Source organism: Agromyces sp. CCNWLW203 (assembly GCF_036576125.1).
Lineage (GTDB): Bacteria > Actinomycetota > Actinomycetes > Actinomycetales > Microbacteriaceae > Agromyces.
Genome location: NZ_JAZHYX010000002.1, coordinates 424014 through 442916 on the forward strand (window position 1 = coordinate 424014; position 18903 = coordinate 442916).

Here is an 18903-nt window from a genome sequence, read left to right on the forward strand (position 1 = left end):
GCGTGATCGCTCTCGTCGTGAACCCGATCGCCGGAGTCGGCGGGCCCGCCGGGCTCGCCGGTTCCGACGGCGCGGCCGTGCAGGAGCGGGCGGCGGCGCTCGGTTCCCGCCGTCGCGCCGCCGAGCGCGCACGGCTCGCACTCGAGGTGGTTGCGGCGACTCGCCGGTCGAGGAGCGACGAAGGAGCGTATCGACGCCACGTACGAGGTCTGGATACGGCGCTGCGCGCCTACTCGACCGGCGGGAAGCCGGTCGTGCTCACGGCGGCCGGCGCGATGGGGGAGGACGCGGTGCGGGCCGCCGGGCTCGAGCCGCGCGTCGTCTTCCGCCCGTCGGGCGACGAGCGTGCGACGACTGCAGCCGACACGACCGCAGCCGCACGTGCGCTCGTCGACGCCGGCGCGAGCCTCGTGCTCTTCGCCGGCGGCGACGGCACCGCACGAGATGTCGCCGCGGGGCTCGGCACGGATGCCGCGGCACTCGGCATCCCGGCCGGCGTCAAGATGTACTCGCCCGTGTTCGCGGTGAGCCCCCGTGCGGCGGGCGCGCTCGCCGCGGCGTGGGTCGCGGCATCCGAGGCCGGTCGCTCGCTGCCGGTGCAGCAGCGGGAGGTGCTCGACGTCGACGAGGCGCAGCTGCGCGTCGCCAGGGTCGAGCCGCGCCTCTACGCGACCATGGCGGTGCCCTACCTCGCCGGCCGCACCCAGGCCCGCAAGTCGGCGACGCCGGCGAGCGAGCACGCGGCCGTCGTCGCAGCGGCTCGCGGGGCGGCCCGGTCGCTCCGGCCCGGCGTCCGCTACCTGCTCGGACCGGGCGGCACGATGGCCGAGGTCGCTCGCGAGCTCGGCGTGGCGAAGACCCCGCTCGGCGTCGACGTCGTGCTCGACGGCGCCGTCGTGCGCTCCGGCGCGTCCGAGGCCGAGCTGCTCGACGAGATCGCTGCGGGCCCGGCGAAGGCGGTCGTCTCCGTGATCGGCGGGCAGGGCTTCCTGCTCGGTCGCGGCAACCAGCAGCTCTCGGCGCGAGTGCTGCGCGCCCTCGGCCCAGACCCGCTCGTCGCCGTCGCGCCGGAGCAGAAGCTCATCGACCTCGGCGGGCGTCCGTTGCTCGTCGACACCGGCGACTCCACGGTCGACGCGCGGCTCGCGGGCTTCGTCCGCGTGATCACGAGCGCGGCCACCACCAGCATCTACCCTGTCACCGCACCCGATGCCGAGGCATCCGAACCCGAAGGAGAAGGCCATGCGCCTTGAGAACAAGCAGGCCATCGTCACCGGCGGCGCAGGCGGCATCGGCCGCGCCACGTCGATCGCCCTCGCCACCGAAGGAGCGGCCGTCGCGGTCGTCGACCTGAACGCCGATGCCGCGGCAGCGGTCGCCGAGGAGATCCGCGCGGCGGGCGGCACCGCGATCGCGATCGCCGCCGACGTGTCGTCCGAGACCGACATCGAGCGCGTGGTTGCGACGGCGGTCGCCGAGTTCGGCGGGGTGAACGTGGTCTTCAACAACGCGGGCATCATCCGGCGCACGACGGCCGTCGAGACCACCGTCGAGGAGTGGGATCGCGTCTTCGGCGTGAACGTGCGCTCGATCTTCCTGATGTGCAAGCACATCGTGCCGATCATGGCGGCCGCCGGCGGCGGTTCGATCGTGAACACCGGTTCCGGCTGGGGCCTGAAGGGCGGCGGCCAGGCGCTCTCGTACTGCGCTTCGAAGGGCGCCGTCGTGAACATGACGCGCGCGCTCGCGATCGACCATGGCCCCCAGGGCATCCGGGTCAACTCGGTGAACCCGGGCGACGTCAACACCGGGATGCTCCGCGACGAGGCGCGCCAGCTCTCGCAAGACGCCGACGCGTTCCTCGCCGAAGCCGCCGACCGGCCCCTGCAGCGCATGGGCGAGCCGCGCGAGATCGCGGCGGCGGTCGTGTGGCTCGCGAGCGACGAATCGAGTTACGTCACGGGTTCGGCGCTCGTCGTCGACGGGGGCGGCATCGCCTGACGATCGGCGGGCGTCTACCCATAGGTGCGCGTCGGGATCGCGGCGACCACGTCGATCTCGACGAGGATGTTCGCGAGGCGCGAGCCGACCGTGGTGCGCACGGGGTAGGGCTCGCTGAAGAACTCGGCGTAGGCCCCGTTGTACTCCGCGAAGTCGGCGAGGTCTTCGAGGTGGGCGGTGACCTTCACGACGTCGTCGAAGGTGAGGGCGTACTCGGCGAGCACGGCGCCGATGTTGCGCAGCACCTGGCGCGTCTGCTCCGCGACCCCGCCGGGCACGACCTCACCGGTCGCCGGGTCCTGGGGGCCGAAGCCCGCCGTGTAGAGGAAGCCGTTGGCGACGACGCCGTGGCTGTAGGGGCCGGCGGGCTTCGGGGCGTTCGAGAGTGTGACGGCGATCTTGGACATGGTTCCTCCTGCGTGGTGGTCGGTCGAGGTCGTGATGGTCTGTGGCGAGCCCGTGAACTCAGCCGAGCTCTCGGGCGATGGCATCGGCGGTCTCCCGCATCGCGGGCAGGTTCGCCCGCAACCGGTCGAGGTCGGCGACCATGCGGATCGCCGTGACCGAGAGTGCGCCGACGATGCCGAGGGAGCTCCGGATCGGCACGGCGATGCAGTTGACGAAGGCCTCGAACTCGCGGTCGTCGACCGCCCAGCCGCGCGAGCGCACGAGAGCGAGTTCTCGGTCGAGGCGTTCGCGCGTGGTGATGGTGAGCTCGGTGTACTGCTCCCAGGTGATGCCGGCGAGCACGGCGTCGCGGCCGGCGGTGTCGAGGTCGGCGAGGATCGCCTTGCCGACGGCCGAGCAGTTGGGAATGACGGCGCGGCCGATGCGGGAGTACATGCGCACGCCCGACTCGTCTTCGGCCTTGTCGACGTACACGATCGATCGGTCCATGAGCGCCGCGAGGTGCACGGTGTTGCCCGTGCGGCGCTGCAGGCGGCGCACGTGCTCGGCGCCCGCCTCGCGCAGGTCGAGCGAGTCGAGCGCCTCCTTCGAGAGGGCGGCGAGCCGGGTGCCGAGCGTGTAGCGGCCCGATGCGCGCCGGCGCACCCAGCCGACCTCCTCGAGCGCCTGCAGCTCGCGGAACATCGTCGACCGGTGCAGCTCGAACGCCTCGGCGAGTTCGGCGACCGTGCGCGGGTCGGCCGCGATGGCGTCGATGATCCTGGCTGCGCGTTTCACGCTCTGCGACATGTCAGACCTCCTCTTCCTCTTGCTCGATGCCTCGGGACCACTCGTCTCGCACGGGACCCCGGATATCCGCGGTCCGGTGCGACACGAGTGGTCCCGAACCGAGCCCGGCGGAGCCGGCAGTGGCAGGGGCGGTGGCCGCGGCAGCGCGACGGATGCCGCGGCCCGGCGTCGCGCCGGTGAGCTCGCCGCCCGCGAGCACGGGCACCCCCGCCACGAGCACGTCGTCGATGCCGACGCCGAGGCCGAGCGGTTCGTCGTAGCTCGCGGTCGAGCCCACGATGTCGGGGTCGACGAGCACGAGGTCGGCCACGTAGCCCTCGCGAACGGCGCCGCGGTCGCCGAGCCCGAACCGGGCCGACGCACGGGCCGAGACGAGCGCCGCGGCATCCGCCCAGCCCAGCACCGTCTGCTCGCGCACGAGCATCGCGAGGGAGCGGGAGAACGAGCCGCGCGCCCGCGGGTGCGGCCAGCGGCCGATGAAGATGCCGTCAGAGCCGGCGATCGCGGCCGGGTGCGACAGGATCTCGGCGAGCCCGGCGTCGCTGCGTTCGACCTGCACGGCCATCACGACGTTGACCTCGAGCCGCGCCGCGACGAGCAGGTCGAGCGCGAAGTCGATCGCATCGATCGAAGCACCGGAGCGAGCGGATGCCTCGGCAGCGCCCTGCTCGATCGTGAGGCCGTGCGCCCAATCGTACTCGGGGGCAGCGACGTGGGCGAGGGTCAGCATCGACGGCCACCCGGGGCCGAGGCTCGCCGAGCCCGCGATCGTCGGGAACCACTCCTCGCGGAGCGCCTCGCGCACCGCTGGGTCGAGGAGTTCGGCGATGACCTCGGTCGCCTCCCGCACGGTGAGCGAGGCAGGCAGGATCGGCATCGCGAGGATCGAGCAGCCGCGCGAGTAGGGGTAGGCGTCGAACGTCGCGTCGACGCCGTCGCGGTCGAGTTCCGCGAGCAGCCCCGTCACGAGGTGCGGCTCGGCGTGGAAGTGCGAGACGTGCACGCGGGCACCCGATGCGCGGGCGATCGCGGCGAGCTCGGCGATGCCGGCGGCGGAGTTCGCCTCGTAGCCGCCGCGCATGTGCGAGACGTAGACGGCTCCTGCTTCGGCGACGGGCTCGGCGAGGGCCGCGAGCTCGTCGGTGCCGGCGAAGAGTCCCGGCACGTAGTCGAGGCCCGTCGAGAGACCCAGGGCGCCGTCGCCGAGCCCGTCGGCCACGAGGGTGCGCATGCGATCGAGCTCGGCGGGCGAAGCGGCATCCGTCGACCGGCCCATCACCTCGAAGCGCACCGTGCCCGCCGGCACGAGCATGCCGGCGTTCAGGGCGGTGGCGTCGTCGTAGGCGGCGAGCATGGCGGCGACACCGCCGCCGCGGTAGCTCGGGTGCGGCCCGTTGATCGCGGCGAAGTACTCGGTCGCGTAGGTGCCGTCGCCGGGAGGGTAGCCGACGCCGTCCTGACCGCCGATGACAGTCGTGACGCCCTGGCGGAGCAGTGCGAGCTGCACCTCGGGGTCGAAGAGGGCACCGTCGGCATGGGCGTGCGCGTCGATGAAGCCGGGCATGAGGAGCCGGCCGCGGCCGTCGATGACCCGGCCGGCGCCCGATTCGAGGGCGCCCGAACGCGCCGGTGCGATGCGAGCGATGCGCTCGCCGTCGATGAGCACGTCGGATGCCGCTGCGCCGATGCCGTCGGCATCGACGACGACCACGTTGCGGATGAGGATCGACACCGGGGCTCCTAGAAGAACGTGCGCACGAGTGCGACCACCCGGTCGGATCCGCCGCCCTCGACGACCGGGATGAGGCGCCATTTGTCGAAGGCGGTGCAGGGGTGCGAGAGCCCGAGTGACACGACCTCGCCGACGGCGAGGTCGAGGGGGGCATCGGCGCGCAGGTAGGCGTGCTGGTCGTTGAGCGCGGTGACGGATGCCCCGGCGAGCGGTCGCTCGTCGGAGCCTGGGGTCTCGGTGACGCCGAACGGCACGGGCAGGCCCTCGTCGTAGGGGAAGTCGCGCTTGCCGCCGTCGAGCAGTGCCAGGCGCGGCTCGGGGTGCGAGACGACTCGGGCGTAGCCGCGCATTGCAGGGGTGAGCTCACCGTCGATCGGCGAGATGCCGTGGTAGAAGCCGTCGTCGTGCAGGAGGGAGGCGCCCGAGCGGAGGATCCAGCGGGTGCCGCGTGGGGCCTCGGCGGTTGCGGCTTCGGTGCGCTCGGCCTCGGCCCTGATCGCCGGTCCGAACACCTCGGCGACGAGTTCGAGGTAGGCGCTGCCGCCGGCCGTGACGATGAGTTCGCCGTCGGCGAGGCGGCGCACGGCGTCGTGCACCTCGAGCATCTCGGCGAGGTAGGCCCGCACGGCCTCGAGCGCCGCGGGGGAGCGGTCGTGGCCGAGGCTGCCCTCGTACCCGGCGGTGCCCGCGAGGCGGAGCACGGGTGAAGCCGCCACGCGTTCGGCGATGTGCGCAGCTTCGGCGACGCCTCGCGCGCCAGTGCGCCCGCCCGCCCCGCCGAGCTCGACGAGGACCTCGATGGGGCGGGGGAGCGTCACACCGGCGAGCCCGCGCTCCATCGCCTCGACGGTCTCGACGGAGTCGACCCATGCGCGGAACGCGAAGGCCGGGTCGGCGAGTTCACCCGCGATGTATGCGAGGGCGGCAGGTGCGGCGAGCGTGTTGGCCAGCATGATCGAGGCGACGCCGAACGAGCGGGCCGTGCGCACCTGCCCGGGAGTCGCGAGCGTGAGGCCGGTGGCGCCTGCGTCGAGCTGCAGCTGCCAGAGGGTGGGGGCCATCGTGGTCTTGCCGTGCGGCATGAGCTCGAGACCGCGCTCGTCGCACCAGCGCTGGATCACCGCGGCGTTGTGTGCGAGTGCTCGCCCGTCGAGGGCGAGGAGCGGCGTCCAGAACTCGGCGAGCCTCGGGCCGGTGGCGAGGAACTCCGTCACGGTCAGGCCGACGGCGCGGGCGGGCAGCCCTTTGTCGGCCGCGCTCAGCCGTTCATCGGCGAGTGCTTCGAGTCGCGCGTGCTGCGGCATCCGCTGGCCCCCTCATGTGTTGCATATGTTGCAACGCGTTTGCGCTGAAACTGCACACACGACAGCATAGGGGCGTGACTGCCATTCCGCTGCCCGAAGTCGTCGCCATCGGCGAGACGATGGCGCTCGTCGCGCCGGTACTCGCCGAACCGCTCGAGACCGCCGACGAGTTCCGCGTCGACACCGCGGGCGCCGAGGCGAACGTCGCCGCCCACCTCGCCGCGCTCGGCCGCAACGCAGCCTGGGCCGGACGGGTCGGCGACGACGCCCTCGGTCGGCGCGTGGTGCGGCACCTGCACGATCGCGGGGTCGACACCCGCTGGGTCGAGACCGACGACGAGGCGCCGACCGGCGTGTACTTCAAGGACCCCGGCAACGGTGTGCGCTACTACCGGGCCGGCTCTGCTGCATCGCGCATGGCGCCCTCCTTCCTCGACTCGCTCCCGATCGACACGGCTCGGATCGTGCATGTGAGCGGCATCACGCCGGCACTCTCCGCGAGTTGCGACGCGCTCGTCGACGCGCTCGTCGCACGCGTCGAGGCGCCATCCGCGCTGCTGAGCTTCGACGTCAACCACCGCAGTGCACTCTGGCCGGCGGGGGTCGCCGCCGGTCGCCTTCGCGACCTCGCCGCTCGCGCCGACCTCGTCTTCGTCGGTCTCGACGAGGCCGAGGGGCTGTGGGGCACGTCGACGCCGGAAGCGGTACGAGCGCTGCTGCCCGAGCCGGCACTCCTCGTCGTGAAGGACGGCGCGATCGGTGCCACCGAGTACCGCGGCGGCGCGGAGCCCGGGCGGGCCCACGTGCCGGCGATGTCGGTCGAAGTGGTCGAGGCCGTGGGCGCCGGCGACGCGTTCGCGGCCGGCTACCTGGCATCGTTCCTCAGCGGCGGCGACCCGAGCGATCGGCTCGCCGCCGGGCACGCCAGAGCCGTCACCGTGCTCGGCGACACAGCAGACTTCCCCCGCGCCGAGACGACCACGAGGAGCACCCGATGACCACCATCAGCAACGCTGAGTTCGACGCGATCTTCGAAGGGCAGCCGCTCATGGCGATCCTCCGAGGTCTGGGCGTCGAACGGAGCCTCGAGCTCGCCGAGCGCGCATGGAGCCTCGGCATCGACGTGGTCGAGCTGCCGATCCAGACCGACGCCGACCTCGAGGCGTTGCGGGTCGTTGCGGCGGCCGGGCGGGCTGCCGGTCACCTCGTCGGGGCCGGCACGGTCGTGTCGTTGCGCCACGTCGAGCTCGCGGCATCCGCCGGCGCGGCCTTCACCGTGAGCCCCGGCTTCGACGCGGACGTCTCGCGCGCCTCGGCGCAGGCGGGTATGCCGCCGCTGCCGGGCGTCGCGACGGCGACCGAGGTGCAGGCCGCGATGGCCGCCGGCCTTACGTGGCTGAAGGCGTTCCCGGCTTCGCTGCTGGGGTCGGCCTGGTTCCCGGCGATGGCCGGACCGTTCCCCGGTGCCCGGTTTGTCGCCACCGGCGGCATGGATGCCTCGAACGCCGGCGAGTTCCTCGGGCGGGGTGTGCGCGCCGTCGCCGTCGGTTCGGCGCTCGATGACCCGGCGCAGCTGCCGGCGCTCGCGGCACTGCTCGCCGAGTAGCCGAGGCGTTCGAAGGAACCGAAGCGCGGTGCCGACCTGGTCGGCACCGCGCTTTCGTCGTCTCCGCACCGGAAACGTGCGGGAAATCACCCGGCAGCAGAAACTGAATGATTTGTTTCCAGTTACTATCTTTTCTGTTAGGGTCGCTTCCAGTAACGCTGAGCACCGAACCCCCGCGCACGGCGAACTGCACCACCTTCCACGCAACGAAGCACGAGAGGAATGCCGGAGATGACTCGAACCAAACGCTCCCTCGCGGTGGCACTGGCCGCCGGAGCGGCCGCGATCGCCCTGGGAATGACCGGATGCACCCCGTCGACGGGAGGCGGGGGCGACGACGCCTCGGTTCTCCGCGTCTGGGCCGGCAGCGCCACCCCGATCAACAACAACTTCAACCCGTTCGCCGTCGACACGGCCGTGCACGCGACTTTCGGCGCGATCTACGAGCCGCTGTTCTTCTTCAACCAGCTCTCGGCCGACGAGCCGGTCGGGCTCATCGGCGACAGCTACGAGTACAGCGAAGACGGCCGCACCCTCACCGTCACGATCAAGCCCGACCTGCAGTGGAGTGACGGCGAAGAGCTCACCGCCGACGACGTCGCCTTCACCTTCGGCTACGGCTCGAACAAGTCCGAGCAGTTCGTCTCGGCCGAGGCCACCGATGCCACCACCGTCGTGCTCACCTACACTGAGCCGCAGTTCACGAGCGCGTCGCTCACGCTCGGCTCGACCTACATCATCCCCGAGCACATCTGGGCCGACATCGACGACTTCATGGCCGAGACGAATCCCGAGCCCGTCGGCTCGGGTCCGTACGTGCTGAAGAGCTTCTCCGACGCCGCGTACACCGTCGAGGCCAACGAGCTCTTCCGCGACGGCGCCCCTGCCGTGACCGAGGTGCAGTACCTCGGCCTCGACTCGAACCAGTCGTCGCAAGACCTGTTGACGACCGGCAAGATCGACTGGGTCGGCCAGTTCATCGCGAACCCCGACGCCGTCACGGGCGCGGGCGACATCACGACGCTGAACCTCCAGCAGGACCCGACGACGATCACGACCTGCGCGAACGCCGACCTCGGGTGCGAGGGGCCGCAGACCGACCCGGCCGTGCGCCAGGCGATCAACGTCGCGATCGACCGCGCCACGATCGCCGACAAGGCGTTCGCCGGGCTCGCGGGCGAGTCCTCCCCGTCGTTCACCCTGCAGCCGCGCGACGAGCAGTGGCTGAGCGACCCCGAGCTCGCGATGAGCCCACAGGGGGCGGATGCCGCGGAAGCCGGCGCCATCCTCGAGGCAGCCGGCTACACGAAGGACGCCGACGGCTTCTACGGCAAGGGCGGCACGGCGATCGAGATCGACCTGTTCTCGCCCGACGGCTGGACCGACTACAACGACGCGGCCAAGCTCATCTCCGAGCAGGCGGCCGAGGCGGGCATCCGCATCAACGCCCGCACCGTCTCCGACGCCGAATACTGGACGCCGATCCAGTCGGGCGACTTCCAGATGGCGCTCTACGGCCTCACGCAGAGCCTCGTCGCCGACCCGTACTCGAACTATCACGAGTACTTCGCCTCGAGCTCGACGGTCAAGACCGGTGAGAGCCCGCTCGACGGACAGAACTACGCGCGCTACTCGAACCCGGCCGTCGACGCGGCCGTGCTCGCGGCCGGCGCGACGCCGGACGTCGCGACGAAGCAGGCGGCCTACGCGACGATCCAGACGGAGATCGCACGCGACCTGCCGTACATCCCCGTGGTGCTGAACGCCTCGCAATCGTTCTTCAACACCGAGAAGTTCAGCGGATGGCCGAGCGAGGGCGACCTGTACGCCGCGCCGCTGCCGTACCTCGCGGTGGCCAACGCGGTGGTGCTCTCACACCTCACCCCGGCGAAGTAGCTCGGCCTGTCCCATGGAACGACATCTTCCCGACTCGAGGACGGCAGCGGCATGAGCTTCTACCTTCGGCGGATCGCCTTCTACCTGGTGACCCTCTGGGCGGCGATCTCGCTCAACTTCCTGCTCCCGCGTCTCCTGCCGGGCGATCCCGCAGCCATCATGCTGGGCAAGCTTCGGCGTGCCAGCGGCGGGCGCCCGCTCTCCGAGGAGACGATCGATGCGATCACCTCGATCCTCGGCGCCGGGAAGGACATGTCCCTCTGGGACCAGTACGTGGCGTACTGGGGCCGGTTGCTTCAGGGAGACCTCGGCGTCTCCTCCACGAGGTACCCGGCCCCGGTCGCCGATCTCATCGCCGCGGCGCTGCCGTGGACGATCATCCTGGTCGGCGTCGCGACCGTCATCTCATTCGTGCTCGGCATCATCGTCGGCGCGTGGGTGGGATGGCGGCGCGGCACCTGGCTCGACCACCTCGTGCCGGTGACGACGGTCTTCCAGTCGATCCCGTACTTCTGGCTGGCGCTCGTGCTCGTCGCCGTGTTCTCCGTGCAGTTAGGGTTGTTCCCGATCGTCGGCGGCTACGACGTCTTCGAGTTCCCGGCGGGACCCGAGCTCAGTTGGGCGTTCATCGGCAGCGCGATCTACCACGCGATCCTCCCCGCGATCACGATCGTGCTCTCCTCGGTCGGCGGCTGGCTCCTCGGCATGCGCAACATGATGGTGTCGACGATGTCGGAGGACTACGTCGTCACCGCGGAGGCGAAGGGGCTCACCCCTCGCCGGGTGCGCACCAAGTACGCCTCGCGCAACGCCGCCATCCCGAGCCTCGCGGGCTTCGGCATCGCCCTCGGCTTCGTGGTCGCCGGCTCCATCGTCATGGAGCAGGTGTTCAGCTATCCCGGGATCGGCAAGCTCATGATCCAGGCGGTGCAGGGCCTCGACTACGCGCTCATGCAGGGCGTCTTCCTCGTGATCACGCTCACGGTGCTCGCCGCCAACTTCTTCATGGACCTCATCTACGGCTTCATCGACCCGAGGGTGCGACACAATGGTTGACTCCCAGCCCACGCTCGAGCGCGCCGACGACTCCTACGCGACCGGCGACGACGCACTCTTCCAGTCGCCCGTCTCCGCCGAGGCGGTGCGCGAGACGAACCGCGAGGCGACCGCCACGGCCGCGATCGCGGCCGCACGGGCGACTCGCGGCGGCCGGTTCCGGCACATCCTGCCGAGTCGCTCAGGCAAGCTCGTCACGGGCGTCGTGATCGTCGGCCTCATCACGCTCTTCGGCATCTTCGGCCCGATGATCGCCCAGCCGCCCCGTGACTCCAGCAACGAGGCGCTGCAGCCGCCCTCCGCGGAGCACTGGCTCGGCACGACGAAGCTCGGGTACGACGTCTTCTCGCAGCTCGCCTGGGGCACGCAGGGCTCGCTCTTCATCGGCATCGTCGCGGGTATCGTGGCCCTGCTCCTCGCCGTGATCTTCGGCGTCTTCGCCGGCTACTTCGGTGGAGTGCTCGACGAGGTGCTCACGCTCTTCACGAACATCGTGCTCGTGATCCCCGGCCTTCCGGTCGTCATGGTGATCGCCGCCTACGTGCAGAACGCCGAGGGCCTCGGGCCGCTCGCCCGAAGCTCCCTGCTCGTCGCGCTCGTGCTCGGCATCACGGGCTGGGCCGGATCCGCGGTCGTGCTGCGGGCGCAGGCGCGCTCGCTGCGCACCCGCGAGTACGTCGCGGCGGCCCGAGTCGCGGGCGAGAAGCCCGGCCGCATCATCTTCGTCGAGATCCTGCCGAACCTCGTGCCGCTGCTCGCGGCGCAATTCATCTTCGGCGTCATCTTCGCGGTGCTCGGCGAGGCCGGACTCTCCTACCTCGGCCTCGGGCCGACCGGCTCGATCACGCTCGGCACGATGCTGAACGACGCCCAGACCGGCCAAGCCGTCGGCACCGGCGCCTGGTGGTGGTTCGTGCCGCCGGGCCTCGTCATCGCCGCCCTCGGCGCCGGGCTCTCCCTCATCAACTTCGCGATCGACGAGGTCGTGAACCCGAAGCTCAGGCTCGCGCCTGAGAACGCGAAGCGCCAGCGCAGGGCCGCCAAGGCCGGCAAGGGCGTCGCCGACACCGGAGCATTCGCATGAACGCCGACGCCACGAACCTCGCCGCCCTCGGCGAGCCCGTGCTCACCGCACGGAACGTCTCGATCGAGTACGAGGTCGACCCGCCGGTGAAGGCCGTGCGCGGCGCGTCGATCACGCTGCACCGAGGTGAGATCCTCGGCCTCGCGGGGGAGTCGGGCTGCGGCAAGACGACCCTCGCCTACGGGCTCAACCGTCTGCTCAAGGCCCCGGCGCTCATGACCGGGGGAGACGTGGTGTTCCACGACGCATCCGGTGACGACGTCGACGTCGTCGCCCTCGACGGCGAGGCGCTGCGCAGGTTCCGCTGGAACAAGGTGTCGATGGTCTTCCAGGGTTCGATGAACTCGCTGAATCCCGTCATGAACGTGCGGAAGCAGTTGCACGACGTGTTCACGACCCACCGGCCGGCGATGAGGCGCGCCGAGCGCGAAGCCAGGAGCGCCGAGCTGCTGACCCTCGTCGGCGTCGACCCGACGCGGCTCTCGAGCTTCCCGCACGAGCTGTCGGGCGGCATGCGCCAGCGCGTCATGATCGCGATGGCGCTCGCCCTCGATCCGCAGGTGATGATCATGGACGAACCGACCACGGCGCTCGACGTCGTCGTGCAGCGCGGCATCATCCGCGAGATCATGCGGCTGCGCGAGCGGCTCGGCTTCGCCGTGATCTTCATCACGCACGACCTGCCGCTGCTCATCGAGATCAGCGATCGCATCGCGATCATGCTCGACGGAGAGATCATCGAGCAGGGAGATGCCGAGCAGATCTACCGGGCGCCGGGACATCCGTACACGAGGCGGCTGCTCTCGAGCTTCCCGAGCCTGCGCGGCGAGCGCGGCGACTTCATCCGCACCGGCGCCGCGGCCGGGGGTGCGGCATGAGCGCGCAGACGGCGACCACGGCGACCACGCTCGAGGCGCGCAACCTGGTGAAGGACTTCCGGTTGCGGAGCGGCACCAGGGTGCGCACGCTCCATGCGGTGAAGGATGTCTCGTTCACGCTGGAGCCCGGGCGCACCATCGCCCTCGTCGGCGAGAGCGGCTCGGGTAAGTCCACGATCGCCCGCATGATGGCCAAGCTCGAGATGCCGACGTCGGGCGAGGTGCTGCTCGACGGGCGCACGAGCGCGACTCGAGGCGGAGGACTCGCCCGGTATCGGCGCGACGTGCAGATGGTCTTCCAGGACCCGTTCAGCTCGCTGAACCCGTTCCATCCGATCCTGCACCACCTCGAACGGCCGCTGCGCATCCACAACCCGCGGCTGTCGTCGCGGCAGATCCGCGAACGCGCCGAGGAACTGCTCGAGCGCGTGCGTCTCTCGCCGGCGGCGAGCTTCGCCGATCGTCGGCCGCACGAGCTCTCGGGCGGACAGCGGCAGCGTGTCGCGATCGCACGTGCGCTCGCGCCAGGATCGCGGTTCATCATCGCCGACGAGCCCGTGTCGATGCTCGACGTCTCGATCCGCCTCGGCGTGCTGAACCTGCTCGCGGAGCTGCAGCGGCAGGAGCACCTCGGCGTGCTCTACATCACGCACGACCTCGCGACCGCGCGGCACTTCTCCGACGAGATCCTCGTCATGTACCGCGGGGAGATCGTCGAACGAGGGCCGAGCGAGCAGGTGATCCTCGATCCGCAGCACGAGTACACGAAGACGCTGCTCGAGGCCGCGGCCGACCCGGATCGGCTCGGGCGGTTGCGCGACGACGTGCGGAACGGCGGGTGAGTCGACAAACAGTAAACATTCTTTTCAGATAGAGTGACCACGAACATGAAACGAGAGAGGCGGCCCGACGTGAACCAGATCGACCCCGGCACCCCGACGTGGCTCGCCGCGCGCAACGACCGCACTGCCTTCCGGCTCATCCTCGAGCACGGCGCGCTCACTCGATCGCAGCTCGGCGAGCTCACCGGGCTCTCCAAGCCCACGGCGTCGCAGATGCTCGCACGACTCGAGCGGGTCGGCCTGATCCGGCCGGTCGGCGAGCTCTCGGGCGGCCGTGGGCCGAACGCGATCACCTACGGCGTGCGCACCGACCGCATCACGGGCGTCGCGATCTCCATCCTCGATCGAGCGATCCAGGCGGTCGTCGTCGATGCCGTCGACCAGGACCACCCGATCGTGCAGATCTCGACAGAGGCGCTCGAGCGCTCGCCGGAAGGGGATGTGCGCGCCGCCGTGAGGGCGGCCTGCGCCGAGGCGGGCATCGACGAGAGCACGGTCAGCCGCGTCGTGATCGGCGTGCAGGCGGCGTTCTTCGTCGACGGCGACGAACTCTCGTTCACGGACACCCTGCCGGGGTGGCCGGAGATCGGGGCGCGTGCGCGCATCGAACGCGAGCTCGGCCTGCAGGTGACGATCGACAACGACGTCAACCTCGCGACGATGGCCGAACGCTCTGCCGGTGCGGCCCAGCAGGCCGCGAGCTTCGCGCTGTTCTGGATCGGCGATGGCCTCGGCGTCGGTCTCGACCTCGGCGGCGTCGTGCACCGGGGCGCTTCGGGCGGAGCCGGTGAGATCGGCTACCTCGCGGTGCCGCGAACGGCGGAGCCACTCGCTCCCGCCGCGAACGACTTCACCGACCTGCTCGGCGGCCCGGCCGTGGTGCGCCTGCTCGGCGATGGCGGGCGCGGCGAGACGCTCGCCGAGGTGCTGCCACGCCTCGCCCACGACGACAATGCCCTGTCGGCGCTCGCCGACCGGGTGATCCTTGCCGTCAACCCGCTGCTCGCGATCCTCGATCCCTCGATGATCGTGCTCGGCGGGCCCACGGGCATCGCCGGAGGCGCCCGGCTCGCGGAGCTCGTCGCCGAGCGCGTCGACGCGGCGGCGCACCCGAAACTCGTGATGCGCACGAGCGGCACGGGCGCGCAGCCGGTGCTTCTCGGTGCGCGCCAGCAGCTCGTCGAGCAGATCCGCGACCACCTCGAGGCGGACATCTCGCTCGCCTCCTGACTTCAGCCGAAGAGAGAACGGATGCCACGGGGCATCCGTCGTCCGGCCACCGACCCTTCGCCCCGGCGCTAATGCGCGGGGCGCACCACGCACGGAAATTGAGGACCCATGAAGCTCGCCATCGTCGGCGGAGGCTCGACCTACACGCCCGAACTGATCGACGGGTTCGCTCGCCTGCGCGACTCCCTGCCGCTCGAGGAGATCCGTCTCGTCGACCCCGATGAGGGCCGTCTCGCACTCGTCGCCGGTATGTCGCAGCGCATGCTCGAGCACGTCGGGCATCCTGCGAAGGTCATCGGCACGACCGATCTCGTCGCGGGCGTCGCCGATGCCGACGCGGTGCTCATCCAGCTGCGCGTCGGAGGGCAGGACGCCCGTCACGCCGATGAGACCTGGCCGCACGAGGCCGGATGCATCGGCCAGGAGACGACCGGGCCCGGCGGCCTCGCGAAGGCGCTGCGTACCGTGCCCGTGGTGCTTCGCATCGCCGACGCCGTGCGGGCGCATGCCAAACCCGACGCGTGGATCGTCGACTTCACGAACCCGGTCGGCATCGTGACCCGGGCGCTGCTCGAGGCAGGCCACCGCGCCGTCGGACTCTGCAACGTCGCGATCGGCTTCCAGCGCCGGTTCGCCTCGCTCTTCGACGTCGAGCACGACCGGGTGAGCCTCGGCCACGTCGGCCTCAACCACCTCACCTGGGAACGGAGCGTCGTGATCGACGGCGCCGACCGGCTGCCGGGGCTGCTCGAGCACCGACTCGACGAGCTCGCCGACGAGGTGCACCTGGCGCCGGCGCTCATCGCGCAGCTCGGCGTCGTGCCCTCGTACTACCTGCGCTACTACTACGCGCACGACGAGGTGCTGCGCGAGCAACTGCGAGAGCCGACGCGAGCGGCAGCGGTGCGCGCGATCGAGCGCGAGCTGCTCGAGCTCTACGCAGACCCTGCCCAGCACGAGAAGCCCGCTGCGCTCGAGGGCCGGGGCGGCGCCTTCTACTCCGAAGCGGCGATCGAGCTGCTCGCGGCCATGCGCGACGGCGGGAGTCGAGCCCGCGTGGTCAACCTGCGCAACGACGGCGTACTGCCGTTCCTTCCCGACGACCACGTCATCGAGGTGCCGGCCGTGTTCCGCGACGGGGGATTCGTCGCGGAACCGGTCGCGCCGCTGCCCGACGACATTCGCGGGCTCGTCGCTGGAGTCGCGGGCTACGAGCGCCTCGCGCTCGACGCAGCGGTGCACGGCGGTCGCGACCGAGTGCTCCGTGCCATGCGCGCCCACCCGCTCGTGCTGCAGCACGATCGCGCCGAGCGGCTCACCGACCTGCTGATGGCCGAGAACGCGTCGTTCCTCGAGTGGGCGCGATGAACGGCGTCATCGTCGCCGTCGACGGCGGCGGCTCCAAGACCGATGCGGTCGCGCTCACGATCGACGGCGACCTCATCGCTCACGCGCGTGCCGCTGGTTCGAGCCCTCACTTCGAGGGGCTCGGCGAGGCCGTGGCCGTCGTCGATGAACTCGTGCGGGCGGTTGCGGGGGAGCAGCCGGTGGCCCACGCCGGACTCTACATCTCGGGCCTCGACCTGCCGGTCGAGGTCGAGCAGTACGCCGCCGCCATCTCCGGATTCGCATGGGCCCGACCCTCGGTCGTCGTCGCCAACGACCTCTACGCCGTGCTCAGAGCCGGCACCGACGAACCCGACGCCGTCGCGATCGTCTGCGGCACGGGAGTCAACGCGGTCGGTGTACGCGCCGACGGCGCCGAGGTGCGGTTCCCCTCGCTCGGCGCCCTCTCGGGCGACTGGGGCGGGGGCAGCGGCATCGGCGAGCAGGTGCTCTGGCACGCTGCGAGAGACGTCGACGGTCGGGGGCCGCACACCGTGCTCACCGCTGCGCTGCTCGAGCAGCTCGGCGCGGTCTCCGTGCCGGCGCTCATCGAAGACCTGCACTTCGGCCGGCGGGACTCGAGCGACCTCATCTCGCTCGTGCCGACGGTCTTCGATGCTGCACGGGCGGGCGACGATGTGGCGACAGGGCTCGTCGACCGTCAGGCCGATGAGATCGTGGCGTTCGCACGCGCGTGCGTGACCCGACTCGGGCTCGCCGAGCGGGCGATCCCGATCGTGCTCGGCGGCGGCATCGTCCGTTCCGGTGACGAGCGGCTCATCGGCGGCATCGCTTCGGGGCTCGTCGTCGCCGCTCCCCGCGCGCGCATCGAGTTGCTCGACGCGGCACCGATCGTCGGTGCGGCACTGCTCGCACTCGAGCGGGCAGGCGCGAGCGTCGATGCGCTCGATCGGGCTCGAGATGGCGTCATGCGCGCAACACGGGGGCGCATCCCGGCGACGGTCGGGTCGGCCGAGTAGCGACGAAGGCGCGCATCGTGGCCATCGGGGTGGCCTCGATTCGCTTCGCTACCCGACCGATGACCGCCCGAGACGCCGCACGGCGGCGTCCTGGTGCGCGAGCCGGCGGAGTGCGAGCAGGACCGGCTCGTACAGGGCGGTGCCGAGCACCGTGTACTCGACGGCATCGCGCGGCTCGCGCGGCATCCGCTCGAGGTCGTAGGAGGCGAGGTCGGCGGCTGCCCGGCCGTACCGGGCGAGGCGCTCGGGAGTGATCGGCATGCCCGCGTCTTCGGCGGCGGCGAGGGCGCCCTCGAGCTGCGCGACCGCGGCGAACCCCGGGTCGTAGACCTGGCCGAGCGCATCGAGCGCGGCGCGCGCACGCGGATACGGGTCGGCGTCGCCGGCGGCTTCTGCCCCTGCGGGCGGCAGTGCGCCGACCGCGCGACCGAGCGTCGAGTAGAGGTCGTCGCCGGGCTCGTCGACGAGTTGGAGCACGGCTCGCGCCTGTTGCACGCTGAGGCCGACTGGTCCCGTGAGCGCGCGGACGAGCCGGAGCCGGCGCACATGGCTGTCGTCGTAGCTCGCCTGGGTGGCCGAAGACGCGGCGCCCGGGTGCAGGAGCCCCTCGCGGAGGTAGAACTTCACGGTCGCGACCGGCAGGCCGGCCTCGGCGGCGAGTGCGGAGATGCGCATCGGAACCCCTTGCATTGGATAGTGTAACTCTCTAATATTGGAGAGTATCACTATCCAATCATGAATCCGCGACGAAGGGACCGGCCATGCCGTCAGCACCAGATCTCATCCTCATCGGCGTCCTCCTGCTCGCGCTCGTCACGGTCGAGAGCGGCGGCTACTTCCTCACCCGCGTCGTGCGGGGCCTGGCGCCCGCGAACGGGCTGCAGACGAGCTTCTTCCGCGCGGGACACGCGCACGCCGCCGTGCTGCTCGTGCTGTCGATCGTCATCCTCTCCGTCGTCTCGAACGCCGCACTCGACGGGTTCTGGCTCTGGCTCGCACGCGTCGGCGTGCCGATCGCGGCGATCCTCATGCCGGCGGGCTTCTTCCTCTCCGTGCTCGGCCGCGAGCCCGAGAAGCCGAACCGGCTCATCGTGCTCCTCTGGGTCGGCGCCGCCTCCCTCACCGCCGGGCTCGTCACCGCCGGAGTCGGCCTCATCGCGGGCGGCATCGCGGCCCTCTGAGCGAGCGGGTGGGGTGCGAGACGGGCCCGACCGGCGTAGCGTCGGCCCATGGCCATTCCGCAGCGCTTCTCACTCATCACGCTCGGCGTCGCCGACGTCGAGGTCGCCACGGCCTTCTACCGCAGGCTCGGCTGGCGCGAGGCGCCGTCGTCGGTCGCAGGTGAAGTCGCCTTCTTCGCCACTCCCGGCGGCGTGCTCGCCCTGTGGGAGACCGCCGAGCTCGCGAAGGATGCCGCGCTCCCCACCATGCACGCGAACGCCCCGGGTTTCCGGGCCGTCGCCCTGGCCATCAACCTCGCCTCGCCCGAAGAGGTCGACGATGCCGTGGGCGACTGGGTGCTCGCGGGCGGCTCGATCTCCAAGGCGGCCGCCGCGACCGAGTGGGGCGGCTACAGCGGGTACGTCGCCGACCCCGACGGCAACCTCTGGGAACTCGCGCACAACCCCTCGTGGCCGCTCGACGAACGGGGCCTGCCGGTGCTTCGCGGGGCCTGAACGCGGCTGGTCCGGGGTGGCATCCGCGCCATCTA

The 18903-nt window shown here is 71.2% G+C and carries 19 protein-coding genes; 14 read left to right on the plus strand and 5 right to left on the minus strand.

All coding sequences use genetic code 11. The annotated features are described in order from the left end of the window. Window positions 1–2 precede the first annotated feature (2 nt). On the plus strand, window positions 3–1253 hold the full coding sequence (locus tag VPH61_RS07600) for an ATP-NAD kinase family protein (RefSeq protein ID WP_332062895.1): 1251 nt from the start codon (window positions 3–5) through the stop codon (window positions 1251–1253). Next, window positions 1243–2001, plus strand: coding sequence for an SDR family NAD(P)-dependent oxidoreductase (locus VPH61_RS07605; RefSeq protein ID WP_332062896.1), 759 nt, complete (start codon window positions 1243–1245; stop codon window positions 1999–2001). The genes VPH61_RS07600 and VPH61_RS07605 overlap by 11 nt, the downstream gene beginning before the upstream one ends. Before the next feature lie 14 nt (window positions 2002–2015). On the opposite strand, the gene VPH61_RS07610 is transcribed toward VPH61_RS07605, so the two are convergent. The 4 genes from VPH61_RS07610 to VPH61_RS07625 are packed head-to-tail and all read right to left on the minus strand — an operon-like array spanning window position 2016 to window position 6234. Then, window positions 2016–2408, minus strand: a complete 393-nt coding sequence (locus VPH61_RS07610) for a RidA family protein (protein WP_332062897.1) — start codon at window positions 2406–2408, stop codon at window positions 2016–2018. A 58-nt stretch (window positions 2409–2466) separates the two neighbouring features. Continuing rightward, on the minus strand, window positions 2467–3198 hold the full coding sequence (locus tag VPH61_RS07615; protein WP_332062898.1) for an IclR family transcriptional regulator: 732 nt from the start codon (window positions 3196–3198) through the stop codon (window positions 2467–2469). A 1-nt stretch (window position 3199) separates the two neighbouring features. Beyond that, window positions 3200–4930, minus strand: a complete 1731-nt coding sequence (locus VPH61_RS07620) for an N-acyl-D-amino-acid deacylase family protein (protein ID WP_332062899.1) — start codon at window positions 4928–4930, stop codon at window positions 3200–3202. 8 nt (window positions 4931–4938) lie between these two features. Next, on the minus strand, window positions 4939–6234 hold the full coding sequence (locus VPH61_RS07625) for an amino acid aldolase (protein WP_332062900.1): 1296 nt from the start codon (window positions 6232–6234) through the stop codon (window positions 4939–4941). Window positions 6235–6308: 74 nt separating this feature from the next. On the opposite strand from VPH61_RS07625, the gene VPH61_RS07630 reads away from it, so the two are divergent. The 10 genes from VPH61_RS07630 to VPH61_RS07675 all read left to right on the plus strand — a co-directional run bounded on the left by VPH61_RS07630 (window position 6309) and on the right by VPH61_RS07675 (window position 17192). After that, window positions 6309–7232 (plus strand): sugar kinase, encoded by a 924-nt coding sequence (locus VPH61_RS07630; protein ID WP_332062901.1) that lies wholly within the window; start codon window positions 6309–6311, stop codon window positions 7230–7232. Continuing rightward, window positions 7229–7840, plus strand: coding sequence for a bifunctional 4-hydroxy-2-oxoglutarate aldolase/2-dehydro-3-deoxy-phosphogluconate aldolase (locus tag VPH61_RS07635; protein ID WP_332062902.1), 612 nt, complete (start codon window positions 7229–7231; stop codon window positions 7838–7840). The genes VPH61_RS07630 and VPH61_RS07635 overlap by 4 nt, the downstream gene beginning before the upstream one ends. 231 nt (window positions 7841–8071) lie before the next feature. Next, the gene (locus tag VPH61_RS07640; RefSeq protein ID WP_332062903.1) at window positions 8072–9736 is read left to right on the plus strand and encodes an ABC transporter substrate-binding protein; all 1665 of its coding nucleotides are present in this window, start codon (window positions 8072–8074) and stop codon (window positions 9734–9736) included. A 51-nt stretch (window positions 9737–9787) separates the two neighbouring features. After that, entirely contained in the window at window positions 9788–10792 is a 1005-nt protein-coding gene (locus VPH61_RS07645) for an ABC transporter permease (protein WP_332062904.1), read from the plus strand. Beyond that, entirely contained in the window at window positions 10785–11876 is a 1092-nt protein-coding gene (locus tag VPH61_RS07650; protein WP_332062905.1) for an ABC transporter permease, read from the plus strand. Before VPH61_RS07645 ends, VPH61_RS07650 begins: the two co-directional genes overlap by 8 nt. Continuing rightward, window positions 11873–12754 (plus strand): ABC transporter ATP-binding protein, encoded by an 882-nt coding sequence (locus VPH61_RS07655; protein ID WP_332062906.1) that lies wholly within the window; start codon window positions 11873–11875, stop codon window positions 12752–12754. Before VPH61_RS07650 ends, VPH61_RS07655 begins: the two co-directional genes overlap by 4 nt. Further along, window positions 12751–13596: an ABC transporter ATP-binding protein gene (locus VPH61_RS07660; RefSeq protein WP_332062907.1), complete on the plus strand. Its 846-nt coding sequence runs from the start codon at window positions 12751–12753 to the stop codon at window positions 13594–13596. Before VPH61_RS07655 ends, VPH61_RS07660 begins: the two co-directional genes overlap by 4 nt. A 45-nt stretch (window positions 13597–13641) precedes the next feature. Continuing rightward, window positions 13642–14826 (plus strand): ROK family transcriptional regulator, encoded by a 1185-nt coding sequence (locus VPH61_RS07665; protein WP_332062908.1) that lies wholly within the window; start codon window positions 13642–13644, stop codon window positions 14824–14826. A 108-nt stretch (window positions 14827–14934) separates the two neighbouring features. Then, complete coding sequence (locus VPH61_RS07670; protein WP_332062909.1) at window positions 14935–16194, plus strand: family 4 glycosyl hydrolase; 1260 nt, start codon at window positions 14935–14937, stop codon at window positions 16192–16194. Continuing rightward, window positions 16191–17192, plus strand: coding sequence for an N-acetylglucosamine kinase (locus VPH61_RS07675; RefSeq protein WP_332062910.1), 1002 nt, complete (start codon window positions 16191–16193; stop codon window positions 17190–17192). Before VPH61_RS07670 ends, VPH61_RS07675 begins: the two co-directional genes overlap by 4 nt. A gap of 48 nt (window positions 17193–17240) precedes the next feature. On the opposite strand, the gene VPH61_RS07680 is transcribed toward VPH61_RS07675, so the two are convergent. After that, entirely contained in the window at window positions 17241–17867 is a 627-nt protein-coding gene (locus VPH61_RS07680; protein WP_332062911.1) for a MerR family transcriptional regulator, read from the minus strand. Between the two features lie 86 nt (window positions 17868–17953). Between VPH61_RS07680 and VPH61_RS07685 the strand changes: the two genes are divergently transcribed. Together VPH61_RS07685 and VPH61_RS07690 are read left to right on the plus strand one after the other, a co-directional pair. Next, a complete protein-coding gene (locus VPH61_RS07685; RefSeq protein ID WP_332062912.1) occupies window positions 17954–18373 on the plus strand; it encodes a hypothetical protein in 420 nt (139 codons plus the stop codon). Between the two features lie 48 nt (window positions 18374–18421). Next, window positions 18422–18868 carry a VOC family protein gene (locus VPH61_RS07690; protein WP_332062913.1) on the plus strand — a complete coding sequence of 149 codons (447 nt, stop codon included), beginning with the start codon at window positions 18422–18424 and terminating at the stop codon, window positions 18866–18868. The last annotated feature ends 35 nt before the right edge of the window (window positions 18869–18903 follow it).